This window comes from Paenibacillus cymbidii, assembly GCF_004764705.1.
GTDB lineage: Bacteria > Bacillota > Bacilli > Paenibacillales > NBRC-103111 > Paenibacillus_AN > Paenibacillus_AN cymbidii.
This window is the reverse complement of record NZ_SHLX01000003.1, coordinates 386,576-410,372: the sequence shown is the minus strand read 5'-3', so window position 1 is coordinate 410,372 and position 23,797 is coordinate 386,576. Positions and strand designations below refer to the sequence as shown.

The window sequence follows — 23,797 nt, the reverse complement described above, 5'->3', positions numbered from 1 at the left end:
TTCGTTAACGCGCGCGTTACAGCACGCGTTTGGCTCCAACGTAGCGCGGCCCCCAATAACTGCTGGCCAGGCTGTCCACCCGGACGCCGCCCGAAGTGGTCGCCGAAATGAACTGGTTGTCGCCGATATAGATGCCGACGTGGTTGACGATTCCTTTTGCGAAAAAGACAAGGTCTCCCGCCTGCAAATCGGTGACGCGTTTGCCGGCCGTATCGTACATGCCGACCGACGTACGCGGCAAATCGATGCCGCTTTCGCCGAACACGTAGCCTACCAGACCGGAGCAGTCGAAGCCGGTTGGCGACTCGCCGCCCCATACATAACGAACGCCGAGAAATTGTTTCGCTTCCTGCACGATGAGCTGGGAAAGCGGCGGCGTTTTCGGCGCGTACCAGGCCGGGGCGTGGTACTTGCCGTCGGCATCGATGATCGCGATCCGATTGTCCCCGTCCCATTGCACATTCAAGCCGAACGTTTCCGATACGAAGCGGATCGGCACAAAGACGCGGCCGTCGACGAACTTGGCTTGCGGCAACGGAGCGGCGGCTTTGGCCGACGCCGCAACAACCGCATCCTTGACCGGCTGCTGCGCGGCGCTGCCGTCGCGCGTGGCCAGCAGCGTTACCGTTTCATTTGCTTTGGCGATGGTTACAGTAACTTGTGGGCCTTCGACGGCCGCCTCGACCTTGTAGCCCAATTTTTCCGATACGATCCGGACCGGCACTTGCGAAATACCGTCCGAATCGATGAACGGCTGGGCGTCCGGAAACGAAACAAGTTCGTCGTTGACTTGCACCAACACGTTCGATGCGGCGGCCGCCGCGTTTTTCTGATGCAGCATGAACCCTAGCGACAACAACAAGAAAGCAGCACAAAACAAACGGACAACAAGACGCAGATCCTTTTCCTCCTATTTGCCTCCGAGGTTAGTTGTCGGGTTCGGGAAGAGGTTGCTCCCTAAGCCGGTTAAAGCACCGGCCATTCACCCCATAAATCGGAAACGGTCCGCCCCCTGCAAGGAGCGGGACCGTTTCCCGAAACGCCCTGTTGCACCAGGGCGTTTCGGTTCCCCCGTACCGGCAGCTTTGCGCTGCCGGATTCGGCATTATTTTCATTTCAGCATTTCTTCATTCCTCAGGCTACCATAGGAAGGAAATCCGTTTCAAGCCTTTGGCCGGCGGTAATTATTGACAACGCCGGTGCGACTTGGATCGTCACGCCCCGGTCATCCGTTCGTAAAGCCGCGTCATGACCGCATTCGGCTGCAAATCGAGCTCCTCTCTCAGCATCGTTTTCATCTGTTCGTAATGCTTCAGGAACGACACCCTATCCTGTAGTTCCGCGTACGCTTGCAGCAGCAGTTCATGCCCTTCTTCGTCGTACGGCACCTGGTCCAGCAGAGCATGAAGCGTATCCGCCGCCAGCCGGTGACGACCGCCAGCCGCATAAACGCGGGCCGCCTTCTTGCAGATGGCGGTGAAATGGCGCTCCAGCCGTTCCCGCTCGGCGATGCACCAGTTGTAGTCCTTGTCGCCGAATAATGCCCCGCGATACAGTGCAATCGCCCGGATGCACGCATCCGCTTCCGGCTCACCCCCTCCGCCGCCTTCGCCGGTTTCCGCCAAACAGCGGTTAAACTCGCCGTAATCGCTGAGAAACCCGCCCGTGATCCGATAGCTGCCGCGCTGCGACTCCATCTGAATGTCGACATTGTGTTCGACCAGCGTTTTTTTGAGCCGGTATACGGTCGTGTGCAAATTTTGCTCCGCTTTGTCGGGATCGGTATCCGGCCACAACCGGTCGCTGATCGTCCACTTCGGAATATAAGAGTCGCGGTTCATGCTCAGGAAAGCGAGCAGCTCCTCCGACTTGGAAGTCGGAAACCGCAACGACACGGCGCTGCCTGCGCCGAACAGCTCCATTCCGCCCAGGCACAAAAGCCGGGAAGGCTCGCGCGGCGCGGCGGCGATTGCGCCCGGCGCCCGGCGGCGCAGCTTGTCCGCGCAGCGCGCCAGTTCCTCCGGGGTGATCGGCTTCAGCAAATAATCGATCGCATTGACGCGAAACGCCTGCACCGCATAGCTGCTGAAGGCGGTGACGAACACGATCTCCGTTTCGGGGTGGCGATCCTTCAGATGATTGGCCAGCTCCATCCCGCTCATGCCGGGCATTTCGATATCGAGAAATACGACGTCCGGCTTCAGCTCGCCGGCCGCTTGCAGCGCTTCCGTCGGCTTAGTGAACATGCCGGCCACCTGAAAATCGGTATGCGCGGCAATCAGCCCCGCCAGCACGCGCAGCGCCGGCTTCTCATCGTCAACCAGCATGACACGGGTCATCGTTGTTTCGTCACTCCTTCGCTTGATTTCGCTTTAAGTTCCGAAATGAGGAACGATACGGTAGTGCCGCTCCGTTCGACGCTTTCGATGCGAAGCCCGTCGCCGTACAAATGGCGCAGCCTGCGGTGGATGTTGGCCAGGCCGATGCTTCTTCGCCTGCCTTCCTGCAGCGCTTCTTGCAGCGCTTCCTCGCGAAGCAGCGAGCGGCGCTTGTACTCCGGCATGCCGACGCCGTTGTCCTCCACCTGCACCAGCATGTCCGCGCCGGCCCGGCGGATCGTCAATGTGACGGTGCCGCCTTCTTCCCGCTGCATGATGCCGTGCCGGATCGCATTTTCGACGAGCGGCTGAATAGTGACCGGCGGCAAATTGGCGTGCAGGAGCGACTCGTCGATGTCGTAGACGATCGTCAGTCTTTCCTCGAACCGCGCCTGCTCGATCGCCGCATAAGCTTTCACCAGCTCCAGCTCGGCAGTCAGGCTGACGTTCGCTTGTGTCTGAAACACGTCGAAGCTGCGGCGCAGAAAGCTGCTGAGGTGGGTAATCAGCTCGGCCGCCCGGGCGCCGTCGACCAGACAGAACGATAAAATCGCGTTCAGCGCGTTGTACAAAAAATGCGGTTTGATTTGCGACTGCAAAAACGCCAGCTCCGCCTGCAGCGCATGTTTGACGGACGCCTTCAGCCTGAGCAGCGTCGCGACGCGGGCGCGCACTTCCCTCGCGTCGAACGGCTTGACGATAAAGTCGTTGGCTCCGGCCTGGAAGCCGGCCGCCAGCTCCTCGGACGAGCTGCGCACCGTCAGCATCACCACAGGCAACTCGAACAGCGAGTACTGGCGGCGAATGCGCCGGCACGCTTCGTAACCCGACAGCCGCGGCATCATCACATCGAGCAGTACCAGGTCGATATCGCTGCGCTTCTGCAGCAGTGCGACCGCATCTTCCCCGTTCGAAGCCGTGACGACGCGAACGCCATCCCGTTCGAATATGTTCCGCAGGATCAGCAGGTTCGCCGGCTCGTCGTCAACGGCCAGCAGCGTCGACGGCGCGATACGCGGCGATTCGTACGAAGCGGCGGCAGACTCGCGCCGGGCTGTCCGCTCCGGCGGATCGGGCTGGTCGACGTCGCCCGGGTCGCCGCCGGCCCATTCGCGCAGCAGCTCCGTCTGCGACGAACCGCGCGTTGTCCCTTTCGGAACATGAAGCGACATGCGGGTGCCGAAGCCGATCTCCGACCATTCCACTTCGAGCCGGCCGCCCATCAGCCGCGCCAGCCGGCGCGAAATCGACAGCCCGATGCCGGTGCCCCCGAACTCCTGGGCGAATTGCCGGTTTTCTTGCCCGTACAGCTCGAATATGGCTTCCCACTTGCTTCGCTCGATGCCGATTCCCGTGTCCTCGACGATTAATTTGACCGTTTCGTCCGTTTCCTCGGCGGCTACCGTGACGGTGCCGCGATCGGTGAACTTGATCGCATTGCCGATCAAATTGAACAAGATTTGCCGCAGCCGATTTTCGTCGGCAACCGCATGCGGGAGCCCGGGATCGACCAGGCTGACAATGCGCACGTTTTTGCCCGCCGTCAGAAACTGCACCACTTCCAGCACGACGGAAATCGTCACGCGAACGTCCACTTCGGCAGGCGCCAGCTCGATTTCGCCGCGCTTGATTTTTTCCATATCCAGAATATCGCGAACGAGCGAAGACAGCTTGCGCGAGGTAGCCAGCATGATCGACAAATGGTGGCGCTGCCGCTCGCCGACCTCGCCTGCGCCGCCTTCCAGCATAAATTGCGACATGTTGATGATGCCGTTCAGCGGCGTTTGAAATTCGTGCGACGTATTGGCAAGAAATTCGTCCTTCAGCTTGTCCACGTCGATCAGCTTGCGGGATATCGTTTCCACCTTCGTGTAAGCCTCCGAGTAGCGGAACGCCAGCAGCAGCGAAATCAGGACCGAATACGCCCACGTGCTCCAGACGGTCAAATCGACGCGCGGCACCCAGCCGACCAGAAACATGCCGCTGTCCATCATCGTAACGAGCAGGCAGTACATCCCCAGAATAAGCATGAACATGCCGCGCCGGTTGAAGCTGCCGTAAGCGCCGCGGCGGAATGCCAGCACCAGGGTCACGATCATGAAAGCATAAGCGACCATCTGCAGCGGAAGGATCAAATAGGACCAGGCGTTAAAATAGCGGAACGGCACGAGCAGTACAAACACGATGAACGCGCCGTAGATGGCGAACATCGAGCGTGTGAACAGGCGAGGCAGCAGGCCGCTGCACATTTCCTGCATAAACAGCAGCAGCAGCAGCATGGAGACATGCACGATCGTTCCTTGCAGCTTGTACAGCAATTCAAACGGCAGACCGGGAAACATCTGCATAAAAAGCTTGTTGCCGAAGGTGGACAACGCCAGTCCGGCGAACAGGCAGTAGAGGCCAAAGTACAAAAAACCGCGTTCGTTGCGTCTGCCCATATAAGCGCCGATATGATAAATGCCGAGCATCAGCAGCGCCACGACCGTTGCCAGCTCCATGCCTCCCATGTGCGAGGCCGCTTGATCGACGGCTTCGGCCGTGCCGAACAAAATATGCTGCCCGATGCCGCCGAACGTATTGTCAAAATTGGCCACCTGAATGACGATGTCGGCGGTGCCGTTCGGCATTTGGAAATACACTTTGTACGGGATGTTGAGCGGTTCGTACGCCGCGCGCGTCAGTCCCGGCAGGCCGCTGCCTCCCACCCTGACGCCGTTTATGTAAATCGTGCTGGACATGTGGATGTACCCGATGCGCAGGGCGAAAACGCGGTCGGTCGGCTTCGTCTTGAGCGCGAGCCGGTAGGTCGCGACGCCTTTGCCGGTCAACTGCCGGCCGTTCAATTCGCCGGTCCAGCGCTTCGGCACCTTGTAGTAGCCGGTCAGGTCGGACATGGCGCCGGGCATGAGCAAACGGCCCCAATACAGCTCCCACTGGCCGTCCAGGTTCAGCGCCCGACCGGAGGTTTCGTCCCAACCGGTTAAATCGATGACGCCTTGCCGCGCTTGCGGGTTGTCGCCGGTCTTGCTCTTATTAGAAATGTTTCCGTAATAGGCCAGTTGAACGAACGCGATGACAAGCATACAGGCAATCAGCAAGGCAAATGAACGCTTCAACGTTGTCAACTCCCGCGCCCGTGCAAACGATATCGCTATTGTAGCACAGGAGCGCCAGCTCGCGTGAGAAAACCTCCGACGGGCTTTATGAAGACGATCGGCCGCTCTCCCCCGGCAGAGGGAGGTTTGTCGCCAACGAGCAAGCAGGCTCCGCTTTTCCGATGCGACAACAAACAACCTCCGACGGTTGACCGGTGCGGAGGTTGTTTGTTATCGCACTATTTGCTTTGCAGCAATTGGAGCAGTTGTTCGCCGATATTGCCGCCTCTGCCGGGGAAGCCCCCGTTCGCGCCGCCCTGACCGCCCTGGAACTGGCCGCCGCCTTGGCCCCGCGGTCCACCTTGGCCGGACTGCCCGCTTCCGCCGCCTTGGCCGTCCTGGCCTTGGCTTTGGCCGGCTTGGCCGCCCTGGAACTGGCCGCCCTGGCCCCGCGGTCCACCTTGGCCGGACTGCCCGCTTCCGCCGCCTTGGCCACCGTTGCCGCCTGCGCCGGCCTGGCCGCCCCCGTTCGGGCCGGCGCTCGGCGCCGATTGCCCTTGACCGCCTTGGCCTTGGCCCTGCCCTTGTCCTCCTTGGCCTTGGCCTTGCCCTTGACCGCCTTGTCCCTGCTGCCCTTGCCCTTGACCGCCTTGTCCGTCCGGCCGCCGCGCGCCGCCGGCGCCGTTGAAGCGCTGCTGCATATTGGCGGCATTGTCGTCAAGATACTTGACCTGAGCGGCGCTCAACGCCGACGACAAGGCGGTCAAATTTTCCGATGACAGCTCGTTTTTGGCGATGCCGTCCTGGACGATCGGAATCAGCTTCTGCGCCTGTTCCTTCGTGATTGCAAGCCCGTCCGTACGATCCATCTGCAGCATCGACGAAAACGTCAGCATCATCTGCATTTGCCCCGACATCTCCACGTTGCGCTCGTTGTTTTTCGGCTGCTGCTGCGCCGCTTGCGGACCGGGCGAGGCGCTGGCGCCGGGACTTGCCGTCGCTTGCCCTTGCGCCGCCCCCGACGCCGCCTGCTGATCCGAATCGCAGCCCGCCAGCAGGAAGGCGGCCATCAGCCCCGCTCCCGCCCAGTAAACCGCTTTTTTCCGCTTCATCATCCCAAACTCCTCCGTCCGCTATCCTTGCTTCTATTTGCTGTCGGTCTCCTCAGCTTACCCGGGAATCCGGCCGAAACCGGAATGATATGTAGATCCGGTCCATCTTTTGACATGGGCCCATCTGCCTTCATGCCCCTTCATTATAACGAACCGCACTGAAAAATAGCTTAACCGAACATAAATTTTCGGTTAGAAACGCGCTATCCGGTGGCCTCAGCACAAATAAGCCATGTTTTATTGCCTATTCCCTCTAAAAGATGTGGGAACGCCAAAATAGCCAGTGAAATCACTGGCTATTCGTTGAAAAAGCTCCGTTTGACGGCGATTCGGATGAAATAACAAGTGAAATCACTGGCTATTTTCGCAGAAGCGGGTGAAAAGACGCAAATAAGCCATTTTTCACTGGCTATTTCCGCCGAACGGGCTGCCGCATGCCCGCGATCGGCATCTGGCTATTTCCGCTGAACGGACCGCCTGCTCGCATTCGGCACCTGGCCTGCCCGCCGCACAAGCCGCCCCGCACGCGCACGCCCCCGCCCCAACTAGCCGTCCTGCTTCATGCTGCCGACCAGCGACTGCAGCGTTTCGTCCGCCGCGTCGTACGGCACCTGGCAGGTGCCCGCCGCCTTGTGGCCGCCGCCCCCAAACTTCAGCATCAGCGCGCCGATATCGGTGTTCGATGTGCGATTGACGATCGAGTGGCCACAGGCAAACACGCAGTTTTGTTTGCCGCGCCCGTCGACGATCCAGATCGACACGTTCTGCTCCGGATACAGCGCATACACCATAAACCGGTTGCCCGGGTAAATCGTCTCCACGCCGCGCAGATCGGTAACGATCACATTACCGTCCGTGCGCGTATAAGCGCCGAGCATGTCGCGATACTGCGCGTCCAGCTCGTAGTAGCGCTTCACCCGCTCCTGCACGTCCGGAAGCTGCAAAATTTCTTCCACCGTCATCGTTGCGCAATGGTCGACCAGTTGCTCCATCAGCTGGTAGTTGCTGATCGAATAGTCGCGATAACGGCCAAGCCCCGTGCGAGCGTCCATAATGAACGAAAGCAGGTCCCAACCGTGCGGATCGAGAATATCCTCCTTGCTGAACCGGGCGGCGTCCGCCTTGTCGACGCCGGCCATGATGTCGTCCAGCTCCGCGCCAAACTTCTCGCGGCCGCCGTAGTAGTCGTACACGACGCGCGCTGCGCTGGGCGCGACCCGCACTTCGCCTTTGAACGGCTGGGAAGCGCCGCCGCGCTCCAGCTCGCTCGAATGGTGATCGAACCACAGGCCGCAGCCCGGCACGAACGGCACATTGGCGAGAATATCGTTTTCCGTCACTTCGATCAGCCCGTCCTGCATATCTTTGGGATGAACGAATTTCATTTCGTCAATCATCCCCATCTTTTTAAACAGCATCGCGCACACCAGTCCGTCAAAATCGGAACGAGTAATCAAACGCATCGTTACGTTTCCCCTCTCCATCGCACCTAGTTCTTTAGTCGCATTTTGCACTCTCCCCTATTTCGACAATTGCCGCACAAATCCCTTCCGCCCGCCGCCCGTTTGGCAAAAAAATTGTTGCACGCTCCGTTCCCCCTCTTCGGCCTTCCGCTCCTCCAGTAGCGCGCCGTCAAGCAAATGGGGTATTCTTGAAGCAGAACGGGAGGCGGTGCTCTTTTGAAAATCAACGTGCTGATCGCCGACGACAACTCCTTCATCCGCGAAGGGATGAAAATCATCCTGACCAGCTTCGCCGAGTTTACGGTCGTCGCGACTGTGGCGGACGGCGCCGAAGCCGTCGCCTATTGCGAAGCGAATCCCGTCGACGTCGCGCTGCTGGACGTGCAGATGCCGAACATGAACGGCGTGGAGGCGACGCGGCTGTTGACCGAACGAACGCAAGTGAAGTCGCTCATCCTGACGACGTTTGACGACGAGCGTTTCATCGTCGACGCGATTAAGGCGGGAGCGAAAGGCTATCTGCTCAAAAACAACGATCCGGAACGCATCCGCGACGCGATCCGCAGCGTAGCCGGCGGCCATCGCGTGCTGCAGGACGTGGCGCTGGATAAACTGCTGCAGGCAGGCAGCCCCCAGCCGCCCGCCGCCGCGGAAACGACGGCTCCCCGGCAACCGACGCCGAACGCTGGCGAAGGCTTCATCGACCGCAGCCTGTTCACCGAACGCGAGCTGGACATCATGGCGCATATCGCCAAAGGGCTGTCGAACAAGGAAATTTCGAAACGGCTGTTCATCTCCGAAGGAACGACGGCCAACTACATCACATCCATCCTGAACAAAACCGGCCTCGAGCACCGCACGCAAATCGCGATCTATTATTTGACGGGCGAAACGCATTTGCCGGAAGAGTAGGAGCGACCGATGGAGCGATGGACGCTCGGCTTCAAAACAAGCTTGCTCGGCTACCTGATCGTCGTTACCTACCCGCATGCCGCCGGCGATGCGCGCTGGTACATGCTCGTGTACTTGCTTACGGTTATTTTCAGCTTCGCCTATCCGGTCTGGAAGCGGCCGCTGCCTAGGCGTCTGCTGGCCATATGCGCCGCGGCGGTTGCGACGACGAGCGCGCTTGCGCTCGATCCGCTGTTCTGGCTGCTGCTGCCTGCTTGCTGCATCGATTGCATCGACTCCTTTCCCGGCGCAAGCAATTGGCTGCCCCTGTTTCCGATTGCCGTTTCCGCCGCTTTCGTCCCGGCTGCCGTACTGCCGTTGTATGGACTCATTGGCATCTTCGGGTTCATGCTCAATATGGGGTTTCGCGCGAGCCGGGAGAAGGCGGTCAAGCTCGAAGCCGAACGCGACAAGCTGCGGGCCGATGCGGAACGCATGCAGCGCATGCTGCGCGACAACGACGAACTGATGCGCCAGTCCGAATACACGTTCAAGCTGGAGGAACGCAACCGGCTGTCGCAGCAAATTCACGACGACGTCGGCCACGCGATGGCCGGCGCGCTGATTCAGCTGGAGGCGGCGCGCACGCTGCTGGACACGGACAAGGCCAAAGCCGCCGCGCTGATCGGCAACGCCGTCGCCATCTCGCGCGACGGGCTTGAACGAATCCGCCAAACGCTGAAAAACATCAAACCGCAGCAGGAAGAGCTCGGCATCGGAAGGCTGCGCCTGTTCGTGGACGAGCTGGCGGCCAAACACGCCGTCGCCGCTACGCTGACCTATGACGGCGAGCTGGAAGCGATCACGCCGGTGCAGTGGCAAATCATCCATAGCAATGCCACCGAAGCCGTCACGAACGCGCTCAAATACAGCGGTGCCGCCCATATTCGCGTGGAGCTGCGCGTGCTCAATACGTTCGTCAAAGCAACGGTGGCGGACGACGGCAAAGGAGCGGACAAAGTGATCAAGGGGCTTGGCATCGTCGGCATGGAGGAACGTGCGGCGGCGGCCGGCGGCAATGTCATCGTCGACGGCTCGAACGGCTTCCGCGTGACGACCTTGCTGCCGCGAAACAAGGCGTGAGTGTTTTCACATGCGCTCACGCATCAAAACATGAATTTTCTCATACCCCAAGGGTGAACTTATGCACTGACATAAGGTCATCCTTTTTTATTAGGATAGAAGCAAGAGATAACACTTATTAGGAGTGAACGCCATGAGCAACGTCCTGACCATCCGCAACCTGACCAAAACGTTCGGCGAATTCGTCGCCGTCGACAACATGTCGCTGGCTGTGCGCGAAGGAGAAATTTTCGGCTTCCTTGGCGCGAACGGCGCCGGCAAAAGCACAACGATCAGCATGATCGCGCAGCTGCTTCGGCCGACCAAGGGCGAGATCGAGCTGCTTGGCAAAAGCGTCGCGAAACACAGCGCATTCGCCAAGTCGAACGTCGGCATCGTGCCGCAAGACCTTGCCATTTACGAAAACATGACCGCCTACGAAAACGTAAGCTTCTTCGCCGGCTTGTACGGCTTGCGCGGCGCCCTGCTGAAGGAGCGCGCGGAGGAAGCGCTCGACTTCGTCGGCTTGGCCGACAAGAGCAAACAATACCCGAAAAACTTCTCCGGCGGCATGAAGCGCCGGCTCAACATCGCTTGCGCCATCGCGCACCGGCCGAAGCTGATCATCATGGACGAACCGACCGTCGGCATCGACCCGCAGTCGCGCAACTATATTCTGCGTTCGGTGCAGAAGCTGAACGAGATGGGCTGCACGATCATTTACACGAGCCATTACATGGAGGAAGTCGAAGAAATCTGCACGCGAATCGCCATCGTCGACCATGGCAAAATGATTGCCGACGGCACCAAGGAGCAGCTCAAGACGATCATTACCGACAAGAAGGAAATTTGGATCGGCATCAAGGACGACACGACGCTGAAGCTGGAGAAGCTGCGGCAAATTCCGGGAGTCATCGCCGTCCGCGCCGAAGAGACGACACTGAAGATCAACTCCCGCGGCGAAGTGAACAACCTGAACCGGATCATGCAGCAGCTGATCGAGGATCAGGTGGAGATCCGCTCGGTCGAAGAGCAGGCGCCCAATTTGGAAGCCGTGTTCCTGACGCTGACGGGCCGCAATCTCAGGGACTGACGACAAGGGAGGAAGCCGATTATGAAAGCCTGGCACATTTACAGCATCGCCAAAAAAGAAATCGTCGGCGGTTTGCGCGATACCCGCTCGTTTGCCTTCATGCTTGCGTTTCCGATTGTGCTGATGCTCATTCTCGGAACGGCGCTGACCAACGCGTTTTCGAGCTCGGCGACGGTTGCGCATCTCGATCTGTTATACCGCGGCACCATTACGAACCAGGCGCTGGCGGACAGTTGGAACGGCTTTGCCGAGGCGATCGGGGCGCAAGGCATCAATCTGGTGCAGGCGCAGCCGGACGAAGACGGCCGCGAAGCCGTCAGAAGCAACCAGTACGGTGCTTATGCCGAAATCTCCGACGACGGCATCCAATATTTCGGAAGCACCAAAGAAACGATTGCCAGCAACATTCTCCAGGGCATGCTGACCGTCTTCGCCGACCGTTACGCGCTGGCCGCGGCGGCATTCAAGGAAAGTCCGGCGGCCGGGCAGGCCGTCCTGGCAAGCGGCGGCGACGGCGCGCAGCTTGTGCGGGAAACCGCGCTTGACCCCGAGAAGCAGCCGGGCTCGATCGATTATTACGCCATGGCGATGACGACGATGATCGCGCTGTACGCCGGTATGTCGGCCAGCTTCCTGATCCAGGGCGAACGCTCGCGCCATACGGCCGTCCGTCTGGCGGCCGCTCCGGTCGGCAAAGGCAGCATTTTCGCCGGGAAAGTGATCGGCAGTACGATCATCAACGCCATCTTCGTCTTCGTTGTCATGCTGTTCGGCAAGTTTGTCTATCAAGCGGATTGGGGCGACCATATCGGCGCGGTCGTCGCCGTGCTGCTCTCGGAAGTGCTGCTCGCCGTCAGCCTCGGTCTCGGCGCCAGCTTCCTGTTCAAAGGCGAATCGGCCCGCTCCTTTATGCTGATCTTCACCCAGATCGCCTCGTTCATCGGTGGCGCTTACTTCCCGATCGCGGGCGCAAGCGGCTGGTTCGCCGTACTCGTCAACTTGTCGCCGCTGCACTGGGCGAACACGGCCTTGACCGGCATCATTTACGAGCACGACTGGCTGGCGATGCTGCCGGCTGTCCTGCTCAACCTCGGATTCGCCGCACTGCTGCTGCTTCTTTCGATCCTGACGCTGCGCAAACGGGAGGCGCTGTAACATGAACAATTTCATCTGGTTGATCCGCAAAACGGTACGAACGACCTTTCGCCGCAAAATGAGCTGGTTTCTGTTTTTCGTGCTGCCGATTATCGGCGTGATGCTGGCAATGCTGATTAACGGCAACGGAACAAGCGGCACCTTGCGGGTGGGCATCGTCAATCTCGACGGCGGCGAAACGATCGCCCGGGATGCAGCCGCATTCGTCACCGGTCTGGACAACATCGATTCGACCGAAACCGACGAGGCGACGCTGAAGCATGACATCGCTGCCGGCAAGCTGGACAGCGGCGTCATCTTCGAGAGCGGCTTCTCCGCCGCATTGCGCGGCGGTTCGAGCGAGCCCCATGTGCGCATCGTATCGGTGAAAGGCGCGCAGGCGACAGCCTACGTCAAGTCGCTGCTGCAAAACTACGCGGCGAACGTCGCCGCAATCGGCAAAGCGTCGCAAGGCGATTCGGCCGCCTTCGAGCGCATGTATGCCGGCTATCGCCAGCCGTCGTTCAAGCTGACCGCATCGATGCTCAAGGATACGTCGAACAACAAGGATGCGATTTACCAGTCCATCGGCTACTTGATTACATTCATGATGTTTTCCGCCGTCAACCTGACCGATCTCATCCTTAAGGAAAAAGAAAATCGCACCTTCCTGCGGCTGCTGTCTTCGCCGCTGTCTGCCCGGACTTACGTGCTGGCCAACGTGGCGGTCAATTTCTTCATCCTGCTGCTGCAAATCGCCGTTGTGCTCGTGTGCATGACCTATGTGTTCCACATCGACACCGCCGTGCCGGCGTATCGGTTCCTCCCGGCGCTGCTGCTGTTTGCGCTGGCCGCCATCTCGCTGTCGCTTGTGGTTGTCGCCTTCGCCAAATCGAGCAAAACGGCCGGCGCCCTGCAAAACCTGATTATTACGCCGACTTGCCTGCTGGCCGGCTGCTTCTTCCCGATGGACATCATGCCGGACACGATGAAACGCATCGCCACATTCATGCCGCAGCACTGGCTGCTCGATACGGTGAACAAGCTGCAGGCGGGCGAAGCGTTCGGCAGTTGGTCGCTCAACCTGGCGATTTTGCTCGCATTCGCCGCCGCATTTGCGATTATCGCGATTTACCGCTTCAGCCGCAACAATGACACGAGGCAGTTTGTGTAGAGGTCCGTATGGTGTAAAGAGGCCTCCTCAATGGTCCGTTCGCCGGATCCTTGAGGAAGCTTTGCCGTTCCTTTACCAGGTGATATGGTACGTGCACGTTTCGCCGCCGTGCTTCTTGCAAGGCGCGGCGGGATCGTGCTCGACCTTCGGCTGGCAATCCCTGCTGCGGAATTTATTCGTAAACGCCTCAAAGGCGCCCCGCTCGAAATCGCACGGCATCGGATTCGGGCACGTGATCGTGCCGGATCGTTCCCCCGTTTGCTTATACTCGATATGGCCGATTTCCCCTCCGCGATGATTCATCTGGTACGAGGCGTCCAGCAGCGGCAAAGCGCTTTCGATTGTGTCGAAACCTGGCGGCAGTTGAATGTTTTCGGGAATTTTTTTGCCGATCTGATAAACCGTCTTCGGACCGATCATGTCCTGGATCAGGTGAAACGCATCCAGCCACGCTTGCTGCGGGTACCACCCGTCGGGGCGCAAATCGGTGATGCCGCACCCTCTCAAGATGATCATGCCGCGCGTTCGGAAAGGCCCCATCCCGTCGAGCACCGAATAAACGGTGCTGCCATTCACTTCCGCCGCCGGTGAAAACGCTTTAAATACCGCCATCGCCAAAACCTCCGTTTGTGAGGGTTCAAGATCCGACCGTGTAGGTCTAATGGCATGGATTCCACGCGGCAACCCGAATTCCTTCCGACTGTGAAAACATTTTATCCGGCGCACGACCGGCCGGGCGCAAAATAGGCGGAGACCCAGGAACCGTTCGCTTGCGCCGGGCATATGCTGAATGCGAGCCCATAGGCATTGACCCAGCGTCATGCCGCGCATAAGGAGGATGCCGACAAGTGAATCAAGTCCGTTATTATGAGCCGTTCGTCGGTCCGTTCGATCCGTGTCCGCCGATTCGCGTCAAGTCATACGTCACCCCGCCCAATTTGTTCATCACGTTCCAGCCGCCCGGCTGGCCGCAATTTCCGCCGCACGAGGCGCTCCGCGCCGGCACGTTGTGGCCTGCGCTGTTCAGCCCGTACGAACCGACCCAGCGGCCGACGGCAAAAGCCGTCCGCAAGGAAAGGAGATAAGCCCCATGCATACGCATACCCAGCTCGGCAACGACTATTATCGGCAGCTGGAGCAATTGCAGATGCTCGACTTCGTGCTGGTGGAGCTGACGCTGTACCTCGATACGCACCCGACCGATTCGGCGGCGCTGCAGCAATTCAATCAAACCGCACAGCAGCGGCAGCAGCTGGCGGGCGTCTTCGAGCAGCAATTCGGACCGCTCCTGCAATTCGGGCTCAGCTATTCTCGCGACCCGTGGCAATGGGTGCAAACGCCGTGGCCCTGGCAAGTGTAAACGGTTAAGCAAGCTCCGAGGAGGATCATTCATGTGGGTCTATGAAAAGAAGCTGCAATACCCGGTGCGCGTCAGCAAGTGCGATCCGCGCATGGCCAAATTTTTGATCGAGCAATACGGCGGGGCGGACGGCGAGCTGGCCGCGGCGCTGCGCTACTTGAATCAGCGGTATTCGATTCCGGATAAAGTAATCGGACTGCTGACGGACATCGGCACGGAGGAATTCGCTCATTTGGAAATGATCGCAACAATGGTTTATAAATTGACAAAAGACGCATCGGTTGATCAGCTGATCGAAGCCGGACTCGGCGACCATTACGCCAACCACAATCGCGCGCTCTTCTACCAGAACGCTTCCGGCGTGCCGTGGACGGCTTCCTATATCGCCGCCAAGGGCGATCCGATCGCCGATCTGTACGAAGACATCGCCGCCGAGGAGAAAGCCCGCGCTACTTATCAATGGCTGATTGACATGACCGACGATGTCGATTTGATGGACAGCCTGAAGTTTTTGCGCGAGCGCGAAATCGTTCACTCGCTGCGCTTCAAGGAAGCGGTGGAAATACTGAAAGCAGACCGCGAAACGCAAAAAGTGTTTTGACGATTGCGACCCCGATCCGGTCATCTGTCGCGGATGGCCGGACCGGGGTCGTCAGGGTTGCTTTTGCGGCGGGAAACGGGTAAAATCTTGGTCTTGATCCCGCCTTGCCCAAAGGAGATGTCCCTCATGCGCGCCGACCGACTGCTGACGATTGTGCTGCTGCTGCAAAACCACCGCCGTCTGACCGCCCGCGAGCTGGCGGAGAAGCTGGAAGTGTCCGAACGCACCGTGCACCGCGATATGGAAGCGCTCGGCGCCGCTGGCATCCCGGTGTACGCCGAACGCGGCAACGGCGGCGGCTGGCGGCTGCCGGACCGCTACCGGACAAGCCTGACCGGCCTCAACCGACGCGAAGCCGTATCGCTGCTCATGTCCATGTCGCCCCACCTGCTGGGCGATCTGGCGATGCAATCGGCCGCCGAAGACGCGGCGCTAAAGTTGATGGCCGCGCTGCCGGCTGCGTTCGAGCGGGACGCCCGTTTCGCCCGCGAGCGCATCCACGTCGACGGCGCCGGCTGGCACCGGCGCAGCGGCGAAACGGTGCCTTTCTTGCTGCTGCTGCAGGAAGCGGTGTGGCAGGAACGCCAAATCGCCATGACCTACGGCCACGGCGAACAAGCGACGGCGCGAACGGTCGGGCCGCTCGGGCTGGTTGCGAAAAGCAATACCTGGTACATGGTCGGCACATCCGGCGACGATATTCGGTCGTACCGGGTGTCGCGCATCGCACACGCCGAGCTGACGGACGAACCGGTGGAACGGCCGCAGGGCTTCGTACTGGCCGACTATTGGGAGCGGTCGACGGCGGAGTTCCGCGCGAATTTGCCCAAGCTGCCCGCCGTCGTGCGAATCGCCGCGGATGCGCTTGAGCAGCTGCGCGCCGCGCGATATGCCGCGATTGTCGGCGAACCGGCGCCCGACGGGCCGGATTGGTTACGGGCGGACATGCTGTTCCAGACGCTCGAAACGGCCGCCGCGATTGCGCTCGGCTTGGGCAGCCGCGTCGAGGTCATCGAGCCGCCCGCACTGCGCGAGCGAGTGGCGGATGAAGCCCGGCGCACGGCGGCGCTGTACGCCCGCGATTAAACTGTTTGCTAAACCTTCCGGCAAGTACAGAAAGAGCAGCACCCGCACCAGTCCAAACGAATATACTCGAAAAATCATACATAATGAGCAGCGGCCGCACCAAACCCAACAATTATAGTAAACAAGCGGACTTTTAAACCGCCTCTCAGGCGTCGGCAGCGCAGCGGAATCCCATGTTGCCTGTGGAGCTGTCCGGCGTATTCGAGCTTCTTGCCGCCAGCCGGTACCGGTTGCAATACGACTTGTGGCACAAGTACGAGCCCCCGCGCATCGATCTCGCTTGCCCGCTCGGCGGTCCTTGCGGATTGTCCCGCGACGCTGTCAGATGATGGTTCGGGCTGAACCAGTCGGAGCACCACTCCCATACATTGCCCGACATGTTGTACAGCCCGTACCCGTTCGGCGCAAACGACCGTACCGGCGCCGTACCGACGAAGCCGTCGCTGGCGTTGTTTTTTACCGGAAACTTGCCTTGCCAGATGTTGCACTTGTGTTCGCCGTCCGGCTTGAGCAAATCGCCCCACGGATACCGCTTCTGCACGAGCCCCCCGCGCGCCGCATACTCCCACTCCGCTTCGCTCGGCAGCCGTTTGCCCGCCCAGCGGCAATACGCTTCCGCATCGTTCCACGAAATGTGGACGACGGGATGGTCCTCCCGGCCCGCCACGCCCGAGTCGCCTCCCTCCGGACAGCGCCAGCAGGCGCCGCGAACGGCGAGCCACCACGGCACGTTTTTGACCGAATCGATCACTTGCTCCTTCGCCGATTCCGGCAGCAGCAAATGAAACACGAACGACCAGCCGAACGCCTCCGCTTCCGTCACGTAACCGGTAGCTTCGACGAATGCGGCAAATTCGCCGTTCGTCACCGCACACGGATCGATATAGAACGGCCGCAGCGTCACTGCCCGCACCGGGCCTTCGCCGTCGGCCGGAAACCCTTCGTTGTCGTCCGTTCCCATCAGAAACTCGCCGCCGGCCATATAAACCATACCGCTGCGATCGGCGGTCGTTTGCTTGTTCGCCCGCATGCGCAAATTGGCCGCCGGAATGACCTGCGGCCCCGTCACTGCCGCATCCGCTCTGCCGGCCGCGCAACAGCCGCCCGCGACTTCTTCCTCTTCCTTCATGCTATTCTCTCCCCCTGCAACGAATCGCCCGGCACAAAACATTGGCCCGCGTCAGTCCTATCCCAAGTGTAGCCGCAAAAGGACGAGCCGACAACCCGGGCCTCCTCATCTCCCGCAAAATCTCCCTGCGCTTTCTTTTTCTGGCCGGAATATCTATCCCCAATAATTCCTATCGAAGTAGTAAACTTTTTTTCGCCAAAATATAGTCGGAGCGGGTAAACTCATGTATAATCTACCTATCGTCACTTGACCGATGGAGGCTACACAGGCAATGAATGCCGTCACTTCCCGCATTTCCGGGCGCAAGCATAAAGATGTGTTCGAATTGATCCGCAGGCAGGACCACATTTCCAAAATCGAGCTGTTGGAGCAAAGCGGGCTGCCGTCCAGTACGTTGACCCGCATTCTCGAGGAGCTGCACGGCACGGGTTTGCTCGTCGAAGCCGGTTTCGGCGAATCGACTGGCGGACGCCGGCCGATTCTGTATGGCATCAATCCCGCTTACGGTTACGTGTTCGGCCTCGATATTTCCCGCTTCCACTCGATGATGATTCTGTGCGACATGCAGATGAAGAAGCTCGATTCGCGCCGCTGGCTCATGGACGAACGCACGACGCCGGACGCGCTTGTCGGCGAAATCGTGGCCGCGGCTCGCGGGATGCTGCAGCAGCGGAACATTCCCGCCGACCAAGTCATCGGCATGGGCATCGGCGCCGTCGGTCCGCTCGACCGCGGCACCGGCACGATCCTCGACCCGCAGCACTTCCCGGCGGCGGGCTGGCGCAACGTGCCGATCGCGGCGATGCTGGAGGAGCGGCTCGGCTTCCCGGTTGCGCTCGACAACGGCGCGAACACGGCGATCATCGGCGAACATTGGGCGTCGCGCGACCGCGAATACCGCCACCTGCTGTATGTGCACGCCGGGGTCGGCCTGCGTTCGGCGATGATGTCCGGCGGCAAAGTCGTTTACGGCGCCGTCGACATGGAAGGTTCGATCGGGCAAATGATTATCCAGACCGACGGGCCGCGGCTGCGCGATGCCGGCAACTTCGGCAGCCTGGAGACGTACGCTTCGATCTACGCGCTCGAGCGCCAGGCCCGCTCCCGGCTGCTCCAGGGACGCGACAGCACGTTGGCCCAGCTCGCCGAACCGGACAAAATAACGTTTCCGCATCTCGTGCAGGCGCTGCACGAAGGCGATCCGCTCGTCACCGAGCTGTTTACGCAAGCCGCCGTCTATTTTGGCATCGGGTTGTCGAATCTGTTGAACATTCTGCATCCGGAAAAAGTGATTTTGGGCGGTCCGCTCATTAGCTGCCACCCGCTCATGTTCGAAACGGCGACCAAGGTCGCGCTGCAGAACACGTACTACCACCCGGTATACCAAGTCGTCTTCAGCCAGGGCACGCTCGGCGAAGACGCGCTCGTCACCGGCGCGGCGGCGATGATGGTCGGCATGATGGCGGAATGAACGTAAGGCGGCCGGGCGGCCGCCTTATTTGGTTGCGACGATTTTGTCGTACGACGCTATCGTCAAAGCGTAATAAACAAAATAGATCAACGCGTACAACGCGAGACAAACGGACACCGGCACCGTCAAATCGAGACCGGCCAGCCCCGAATAAAGAAACGTAAGCGACCGCAGCAGTACGGCGCTGTGCACCAGACCAACGGCCAGCGGCAGTGCAAACACGAACAGCGCCATCAGGGCGATCGAACGACGGATGTCTCCGGACTTGGCGCCGATGTGGCGCAAGATTTCGAAACGTTCCCGGTCCTCGTGCGCTTCCGTCAGCTGCTTGAAATACAACACGCTCCCTGTCGCCGCCAGGAAAACGAGCCCCAGAAACCCGATCAGAAACAGATCGAGCGCATTCGATTGCCGTTCGCCGGTATAGACGTCGCGATACGATTGCAATCCGGCCGGCTCGCCACCCCATGTCGCCAGCTTGCTTGCCGTTTCGGCAGCCGATCGTTCCCTTTCCACGAGATACTGCTTGTAGACGCTCGGCTCCGTTTGCGCGGCAAGCGCCGCAAATGTCCGATCGCTGACGACGAGGTAAAAGTCCGGGTAAACCCAACTGACGATCCGATCCTCGAGCGGGTCCACAAACGTAAGTGTTACGGATCCGTCCGGCGTCAGCAGCGAGACCGATTTTCCTTTATAATCGTTCTCCCGCTCCGTTGTAAACAGCGGCTTGACGACCGCCGTCTCATGGTCCTGCAGCCGCACGTCCGCTTGTTTGCCCAGTGCGCGCATCGCTTCGTTGTATTTGCTTGCCGAGACGAGCGAAATCGGCTTTTCCCCGGCAAACCGCTCCAGCAAATAAGCGAGGTAATCCGGCAAGTTGGCCGCATTCCGGTCGCCTGCCGCGCTTACGACGGGCAAATCTACTTCCGCCTTGAGCGAATGCGCCTTGTCGTCCGCGATAATGCCGGCGATTTGCCGGTCCGTAGCTTCGTCCACCGAAAGGTGGGTGTAGCTGAACGGCATCGCCCGGTCGACTTTCCAGCCGATCGTATAGTACTGGCTGCCTGTCAGCGCAATGGCGAGTATCGTCACGCCGCTGAGCAGGGCAATCACCGTCAGCATGCGGGCATTGCTGCGCACGCGGTACATCAGCAGCGAAACCGCCACAAGATTCGTGCCGCTGCCGTACCATCGTTTGCTGCCGCGCAAACGAACGAGCAGCATCACCGCAGCCGAGCGAAACAGCATATACGTGCCTGCGATCAGCGTTATCGTCACGAACAGCATCGTCAGCATAATCGACGTTTCCGTATGCGCCCCCGGAAACAGCTTCAGTGCGGCGGCGTAGCCGCAAGCAAGCAGCAGGACGGCAACCGCCGCCGTCCGCCACGACGCGCGCGGCGCCATTTCGCCGGTTCGGGCGGCGCGCAGCAAATCGGCGAGCCGGTTCCGATACAGCAGACGGACATTGTGCAGCGAAGTAAGCAGCGCAATGGCAACGAAAACGACCGCCGTTTGGGCGAGCGCTTGCGGCGAAAATCGCAGCTGCACCGGGATGGCCGATCCGGCCAGCTTGACCAGCAGCATCGCGAACAGCTTGGACAGGAACGTGCCGAGCGCCACGCCCGCCGCCAGCACGAGCAGCGCCACAATGGCGTTTTCGTACGCCAGCATCAGCCCGATCGTCCGTCTGCGTACGCCCATCAACGCGAGCAGAGCAAGCTCCTTTTTTCTCCGGCGAATAAAAAAGGCGTTGGAATACGCAACGAATATGGCGACGAATACGATCAGAATGATCGAAGCCTGCATGAAGATGTCGCTTGCGTTCGGCAGCGCCGCCATCATGTCCAGAATGTCGGGGTTGTAGCGCAGCGAAACGAACGTATAGTAGATGACGACCGCGCACAGCATCGACAGAAAATAAATCGCGTACCCCGCGACGTTGCCGCGGATGTTTTTGCGCGCTACGCTAAACAATGTCACCGGCTCCGCCTCCCAACACGGACAACATATCCAGCACTTTGCGGAAAAACGGCTGGCGCGCCATCCGCCCCTTCACCAGCTCCGCAAACGCCTCGCCGTCCTTAATGAATACGATGCGCTCGCAGTAGCTCGCCGCAAACGCGTCGTGCGTCACCATCACGATCGTCGTCCGCTCCGCCTCGTGCAGCTCCTTCAGGCTTTCGAGCAAATCCGTCGCCGACTTGGAATCGAGCGCGCCGGTCGGTTCGTCGGCCAGCACCAGACTGGGTCTGGCGACGATGGCGCGGGCGGCCGCCGTACGCTGCTTCTGGCCGCCGGACAGCTGCGCCGGATAATGATTCAGAAACGGCCGCAGCCCGAACGTATCGGCGATTTGGTCGACGCGCCGTTCCAGTTCGTCCGCCTGACGCCGCGCGAGCGCCAGCGGCAGCATAATATTTTCTTTGACAGTCAGCATGTCGAGCAAATGATAGTCCTGGAACAGGAAACCGAGCTTGTCTCGCCGAAAATCGGACAACTGCGCCTCCTTCATCGCACTGACATCGACGCCGTCGATAACGATGTGCCCCGAAGTAGGCCGATCGATCGTGGCCAGCAGCTGCAGCAGCGTCGTTTTGCCTGCGCCCGACGGTCCCATGATGCCGACAAACTCCCCTTGCGCCACCGTCAGGTCGAACTCGCGCAGCGCCGTGTACGTTTGGCCTTTGGCGCCGTATACTTTTTTCACCCGTTTCGCTTCGACGATTGTGTTCATGTATTCCTCTCCCCTTCCCGGCCCCTGGCGAGTCCGGTTCGCTTCGGAACCTATTGTACCTCAATTCATCCGTACGCAAGCTTACAAGCCGGCCTTCCAACCTTACAATATTGTCACGGCGGCGTATCGGGCCCGGGGCGGTATGCTAAAATAGCAGCATGGAGGGATCGGATGAAAATCATGCTGGTGGAGGACGACAGGACCATTGCCGATTTGGTGGCGGAAACGCTAAGCAAGTGGGGCTTCGCGACGGTTTTGGCGACCGATTTCGAACGCGTGCTGCCCACGTTTCTGGCGGAACGGCCGCAGCTCGTGCTGATGGATATCGGCCTGCCGTATTACGACGGTTTCTACTGGTGCGACCGGATCCGCGAAGTTTCGAGCGTGCCGATTATGTTTCTGTCTTCGCGCACGACGCCGATGGACATGGTCATGGCGATGAACCGCGGCGGCGACGACTACGTGCAGAAGCCGTTCTATACGGACGTGCTGCTGGCCAAAATCAATGCGCTCCTGCGCCGCGCTTACGCTTACGTGGGCACGGAGGCGGACGTGCTCGAGCATAACGGCGTCGCTTTGCATGTGCTGAGCGGGCAAGTCGTCGCCGGCGGGGGCAAGACGGAGTTGACCAAAACCGAATGCGTCATTATGCAGCAACTGATGCGCTCCAAAGGCGCCATCGTCAGCCGAACGAGCCTGATGCGGCGCTTGTGGGAGGACGAATCGTTCGTGGACGACAACACGCTCACCGTCAACATCGCCCGCCTGCGCAAGAAGCTGGCCGAACTCGGGCAGGAAGATTTTATCGCCACGCGCAAAGGACAGGGGTACATCGTCGAATGAGATTCCGGGACTATTTGCTGGACAAGCGTTATTTTGCCGGCTTTTATGTTGCGCTGATGGCGTTCGTTTCGCTGGTCATGCTGGCCGGCGCCGAATCTCCCCATGCCGCGGACAATGTGCTGTATGCCAATGCAGGCGGGTTGTTAGCGGCGGCGGCGTATGTGGCGATCGGGTATTGGTATCGCAGCGGCTATTATCGCGAGCTGGAGCGGATGATCGGCGGCGCGGCCGATGCGGCCGAAGCCGATCCGCCGGCGCCGCAAACGGCGGCCCAGCGGCTGCAGCTGGCGCTGGCGGACAAGCTGCGCCGCGACCACGATGCCAAGCTGTTCCGGCTGGCCCAGGAGCGTCGGGAGCAGCAGGATTACATATTGTCGTGGATTCACGAAATCAAGCTGCCCATCGCCGCTTCCCGGCTGCTGATCGACAACATTGGCGGCAAAACTGTCGAAGAACTGACGGACAAGTGGGAAGACGAACTGGCCAAAATCGATCATCTGGTCGATCAGGCGCTTTACTACTCGCGGATCGATTCGTTTGCAAGCGATTATATGATTGCGGAGCTGCCGCTCCGCCGGATTGCCAAAGAAAGCGCGCGCAAATACGCCAAGCTGTTCATCGCCGGCCGCATCCGGCTGTTGCTTGACGAAACCGGCGGCGATCCGCATGTGCGCAGCGACGGCAAGTGGCTTGCTTACATCGTCGACCAGTTGGTCGTCAACGCATTGAAATATACGGCGGCGGGCGGGACGATCGCCATTCGCTTCGAAGAAGACCGCGTGGAGCGGCGGCTGCTCGTGCGCGACGACGGCGTCGGCATCAAGCCGGAAGATATCGGCCGCGTGTTCGACCGCGGGTTTACCGGATCGAACGGGCGCCAGTTTGCCAAATCGACCGGCATGGGGCTTTATTTGGCCAACCAGTTGGCGCGCAAGCTCGGGCATGAGCTGTCGGTCCGTTCCGAGGAAGGCGTTTTTACCGAGGCTGCCGTTCATTTTCCGAAGCTGAGCGATGCCGTCCGGCGGCGATAAGGTTAGCTTTCGTCGCCTCCTCCCCCCTGTCTAATGGTGGATTAATGAAGATCGGGTATACTGACATTATTCAG

The 23,797-nt window shown here is 60.0% G+C and carries 21 protein-coding genes and 1 riboswitch; of the genes, 12 read left to right on the top strand and 9 right to left on the bottom strand.

The genetic code is table 11. The features are described 5' to 3' along the window. Positions 1-16: 16 nt before the first annotated feature. The 5 genes from EXY20_RS07055 to EXY20_RS07035 form a co-directional block, all read right to left on the bottom strand. Positions 17-841, bottom strand: a complete 825-nt coding sequence (locus EXY20_RS07055) for a C40 family peptidase (RefSeq protein WP_135549086.1) — start codon at positions 839-841, stop codon at positions 17-19. A 59-nt stretch (positions 842-900) separates the two neighbouring features. Beyond that, positions 901-1,115, bottom strand: a riboswitch (cyclic di-AMP (ydaO/yuaA leader). A gap of 99 nt (positions 1,116-1,214) precedes the next feature. Continuing rightward, on the bottom strand, positions 1,215-2,339 hold the full coding sequence (locus tag EXY20_RS07050; protein ID WP_135549084.1) for a response regulator: 1,125 nt from the start codon (positions 2,337-2,339) through the stop codon (positions 1,215-1,217). Beyond that, on the bottom strand, positions 2,336-5,497 hold the full coding sequence (locus tag EXY20_RS07045; protein ID WP_135549082.1) for a hybrid sensor histidine kinase/response regulator: 3,162 nt from the start codon (positions 5,495-5,497) through the stop codon (positions 2,336-2,338). The genes EXY20_RS07050 and EXY20_RS07045 overlap by 4 nt, the downstream gene beginning before the upstream one ends. Positions 5,498-5,715: 218 nt before the next feature. After that, a complete protein-coding gene (locus tag EXY20_RS07040) occupies positions 5,716-6,588 on the bottom strand; it encodes a hypothetical protein (RefSeq protein ID WP_167859007.1) in 873 nt (290 codons plus the stop codon). Positions 6,589-7,133: 545 nt separating this feature from the next. Next, positions 7,134-8,051 carry a DHH family phosphoesterase gene (locus tag EXY20_RS07035; RefSeq protein ID WP_135549078.1) on the bottom strand — a complete coding sequence of 306 codons (918 nt, stop codon included), beginning with the start codon at positions 8,049-8,051 and terminating at the stop codon, positions 7,134-7,136. Positions 8,052-8,267: 216 nt separating this feature from the next. Here EXY20_RS07035 and EXY20_RS07030 point away from each other — a divergent pair, with 216 nt between their 5' ends. The 5 genes from EXY20_RS07030 (at position 8,268) to EXY20_RS07010 (ending at position 13,465) form a co-directional block, all read left to right on the top strand. After that, a complete protein-coding gene (locus tag EXY20_RS07030; RefSeq protein ID WP_135549076.1) occupies positions 8,268-8,963 on the top strand; it encodes a response regulator transcription factor in 696 nt (231 codons plus the stop codon). A 9-nt stretch (positions 8,964-8,972) separates the two neighbouring features. After that, on the top strand, positions 8,973-10,085 hold the full coding sequence (locus EXY20_RS07025) for a sensor histidine kinase (protein WP_135549074.1): 1,113 nt from the start codon (positions 8,973-8,975) through the stop codon (positions 10,083-10,085). 133 nt (positions 10,086-10,218) lie between these two features. Further along, positions 10,219-11,157: an ABC transporter ATP-binding protein gene (locus EXY20_RS07020; RefSeq protein WP_135549072.1), complete on the top strand. Its 939-nt coding sequence runs from the start codon at positions 10,219-10,221 to the stop codon at positions 11,155-11,157. A 21-nt stretch (positions 11,158-11,178) separates the two neighbouring features. Continuing rightward, entirely contained in the window at positions 11,179-12,312 is a 1,134-nt protein-coding gene (locus tag EXY20_RS07015; protein WP_135549070.1) for an ABC transporter permease, read from the top strand. Position 12,313: 1 nt separating this feature from the next. After that, positions 12,314-13,465 (top strand): ABC transporter permease, encoded by a 1,152-nt coding sequence (locus tag EXY20_RS07010; RefSeq protein WP_135549068.1) that lies wholly within the window; start codon positions 12,314-12,316, stop codon positions 13,463-13,465. A 72-nt stretch (positions 13,466-13,537) separates the two neighbouring features. Here EXY20_RS07010 and EXY20_RS07005 read toward each other — a convergent pair whose 3' ends face one another. Continuing rightward, positions 13,538-14,077 (bottom strand): hypothetical protein, encoded by a 540-nt coding sequence (locus EXY20_RS07005; RefSeq protein WP_135549066.1) that lies wholly within the window; start codon positions 14,075-14,077, stop codon positions 13,538-13,540. Between the two features lie 236 nt (positions 14,078-14,313). Here EXY20_RS07005 and EXY20_RS07000 point away from each other — a divergent pair, with 236 nt between their 5' ends. From EXY20_RS07000 to EXY20_RS06985, 4 genes are all read left to right on the top strand, one after another. Then, positions 14,314-14,550 carry a spore coat associated protein CotJA gene (locus EXY20_RS07000; protein ID WP_135549064.1) on the top strand — a complete coding sequence of 79 codons (237 nt, stop codon included), beginning with the start codon at positions 14,314-14,316 and terminating at the stop codon, positions 14,548-14,550. Between the two features lie 5 nt (positions 14,551-14,555). After that, positions 14,556-14,825 (top strand): spore coat protein CotJB, encoded by a 270-nt coding sequence (locus tag EXY20_RS06995; RefSeq protein ID WP_135549062.1) that lies wholly within the window; start codon positions 14,556-14,558, stop codon positions 14,823-14,825. Positions 14,826-14,856: 31 nt separating this feature from the next. Further along, a complete protein-coding gene (locus tag EXY20_RS06990; RefSeq protein WP_135549060.1) occupies positions 14,857-15,426 on the top strand; it encodes a manganese catalase family protein in 570 nt (189 codons plus the stop codon). 126 nt (positions 15,427-15,552) lie between these two features. After that, entirely contained in the window at positions 15,553-16,512 is a 960-nt protein-coding gene (locus tag EXY20_RS06985; protein WP_135549058.1) for a helix-turn-helix transcriptional regulator, read from the top strand. A gap of 145 nt (positions 16,513-16,657) precedes the next feature. On the opposite strand, the gene EXY20_RS06980 is transcribed toward EXY20_RS06985, so the two are convergent. Continuing rightward, positions 16,658-17,641, bottom strand: a complete 984-nt coding sequence (locus tag EXY20_RS06980; RefSeq protein WP_328592499.1) for a formylglycine-generating enzyme family protein — start codon at positions 17,639-17,641, stop codon at positions 16,658-16,660. Between the two features lie 271 nt (positions 17,642-17,912). Here EXY20_RS06980 and EXY20_RS06975 point away from each other — a divergent pair, with 271 nt between their 5' ends. After that, positions 17,913-19,112 carry an ROK family protein gene (locus EXY20_RS06975; protein WP_235885392.1) on the top strand — a complete coding sequence of 400 codons (1,200 nt, stop codon included), beginning with the start codon at positions 17,913-17,915 and terminating at the stop codon, positions 19,110-19,112. Positions 19,113-19,136: 24 nt separating this feature from the next. Here EXY20_RS06975 and EXY20_RS06970 read toward each other — a convergent pair whose 3' ends face one another. Both EXY20_RS06970 and EXY20_RS06965 read right to left on the bottom strand, forming a co-directional pair. Further along, on the bottom strand, positions 19,137-21,095 hold the full coding sequence (locus tag EXY20_RS06970; RefSeq protein ID WP_135549054.1) for an ABC transporter permease: 1,959 nt from the start codon (positions 21,093-21,095) through the stop codon (positions 19,137-19,139). Next, complete coding sequence (locus tag EXY20_RS06965; RefSeq protein ID WP_135549052.1) at positions 21,082-21,849, bottom strand: ABC transporter ATP-binding protein; 768 nt, start codon at positions 21,847-21,849, stop codon at positions 21,082-21,084. Before EXY20_RS06965 ends, EXY20_RS06970 begins: the two co-directional genes overlap by 14 nt. Positions 21,850-22,020: 171 nt before the next feature. Here EXY20_RS06965 and EXY20_RS06960 point away from each other — a divergent pair, with 171 nt between their 5' ends. Both EXY20_RS06960 and EXY20_RS06955 read left to right on the top strand, forming a co-directional pair. Next, on the top strand, positions 22,021-22,692 hold the full coding sequence (locus EXY20_RS06960; protein WP_135549050.1) for a response regulator transcription factor: 672 nt from the start codon (positions 22,021-22,023) through the stop codon (positions 22,690-22,692). Next, a complete protein-coding gene (locus EXY20_RS06955) occupies positions 22,689-23,723 on the top strand; it encodes a sensor histidine kinase (protein WP_135549048.1) in 1,035 nt (344 codons plus the stop codon). The genes EXY20_RS06960 and EXY20_RS06955 overlap by 4 nt, the downstream gene beginning before the upstream one ends. Positions 23,724-23,797: the final 74 nt, after the last annotated feature.

Excerpts from the sequence above, each read along its gene's own strand:
- EXY20_RS07055 (WP_135549086.1), bottom strand. The coding sequence starts at position 841 with ATGCTGCATCAGAAAAACGCGGCGGCCGCCGCATCGAACGTGTTGGTG.
- EXY20_RS07050 (WP_135549084.1), bottom strand. The coding sequence starts at position 2,339 with ATGACCCGTGTCATGCTGGTTGACGATGAGAAGCCGGCGCTGCGCGTG.
- EXY20_RS07040 (WP_167859007.1), bottom strand. The coding sequence starts at position 6,588 with ATGAAGCGGAAAAAAGCGGTTTACTGGGCGGGAGCGGGGCTGATGGCC.
- EXY20_RS07035 (WP_135549078.1), bottom strand. The coding sequence starts at position 8,051 with ATGCGTTTGATTACTCGTTCCGATTTTGACGGACTGGTGTGCGCGATG.
- EXY20_RS07025 (WP_135549074.1), top strand. The coding sequence starts at position 8,973 with ATGGAGCGATGGACGCTCGGCTTCAAAACAAGCTTGCTCGGCTACCTG.
- EXY20_RS07020 (WP_135549072.1), top strand. The coding sequence starts at position 10,219 with ATGAGCAACGTCCTGACCATCCGCAACCTGACCAAAACGTTCGGCGAA.
- EXY20_RS07015 (WP_135549070.1), top strand. The coding sequence starts at position 11,179 with ATGAAAGCCTGGCACATTTACAGCATCGCCAAAAAAGAAATCGTCGGC.
- EXY20_RS07010 (WP_135549068.1), top strand. The coding sequence starts at position 12,314 with ATGAACAATTTCATCTGGTTGATCCGCAAAACGGTACGAACGACCTTT.
- EXY20_RS07005 (WP_135549066.1), bottom strand. The coding sequence starts at position 14,077 with ATGGCGGTATTTAAAGCGTTTTCACCGGCGGCGGAAGTGAATGGCAGC.
- EXY20_RS06995 (WP_135549062.1), top strand. The coding sequence starts at position 14,556 with ATGCATACGCATACCCAGCTCGGCAACGACTATTATCGGCAGCTGGAG.
- EXY20_RS06990 (WP_135549060.1), top strand. The coding sequence starts at position 14,857 with ATGTGGGTCTATGAAAAGAAGCTGCAATACCCGGTGCGCGTCAGCAAG.
- EXY20_RS06985 (WP_135549058.1), top strand. The coding sequence starts at position 15,553 with ATGCGCGCCGACCGACTGCTGACGATTGTGCTGCTGCTGCAAAACCAC.
- EXY20_RS06980 (WP_328592499.1), bottom strand. The coding sequence starts at position 17,641 with ATGAAGGAAGAGGAAGAAGTCGCGGGCGGCTGTTGCGCGGCCGGCAGA.
- EXY20_RS06975 (WP_235885392.1), top strand. The coding sequence starts at position 17,913 with ATGAATGCCGTCACTTCCCGCATTTCCGGGCGCAAGCATAAAGATGTG.
- EXY20_RS06965 (WP_135549052.1), bottom strand. The coding sequence starts at position 21,849 with ATGAACACAATCGTCGAAGCGAAACGGGTGAAAAAAGTATACGGCGCC.
- EXY20_RS06960 (WP_135549050.1), top strand. The coding sequence starts at position 22,021 with ATGAAAATCATGCTGGTGGAGGACGACAGGACCATTGCCGATTTGGTG.
- EXY20_RS06955 (WP_135549048.1), top strand. The coding sequence starts at position 22,689 with ATGAGATTCCGGGACTATTTGCTGGACAAGCGTTATTTTGCCGGCTTT.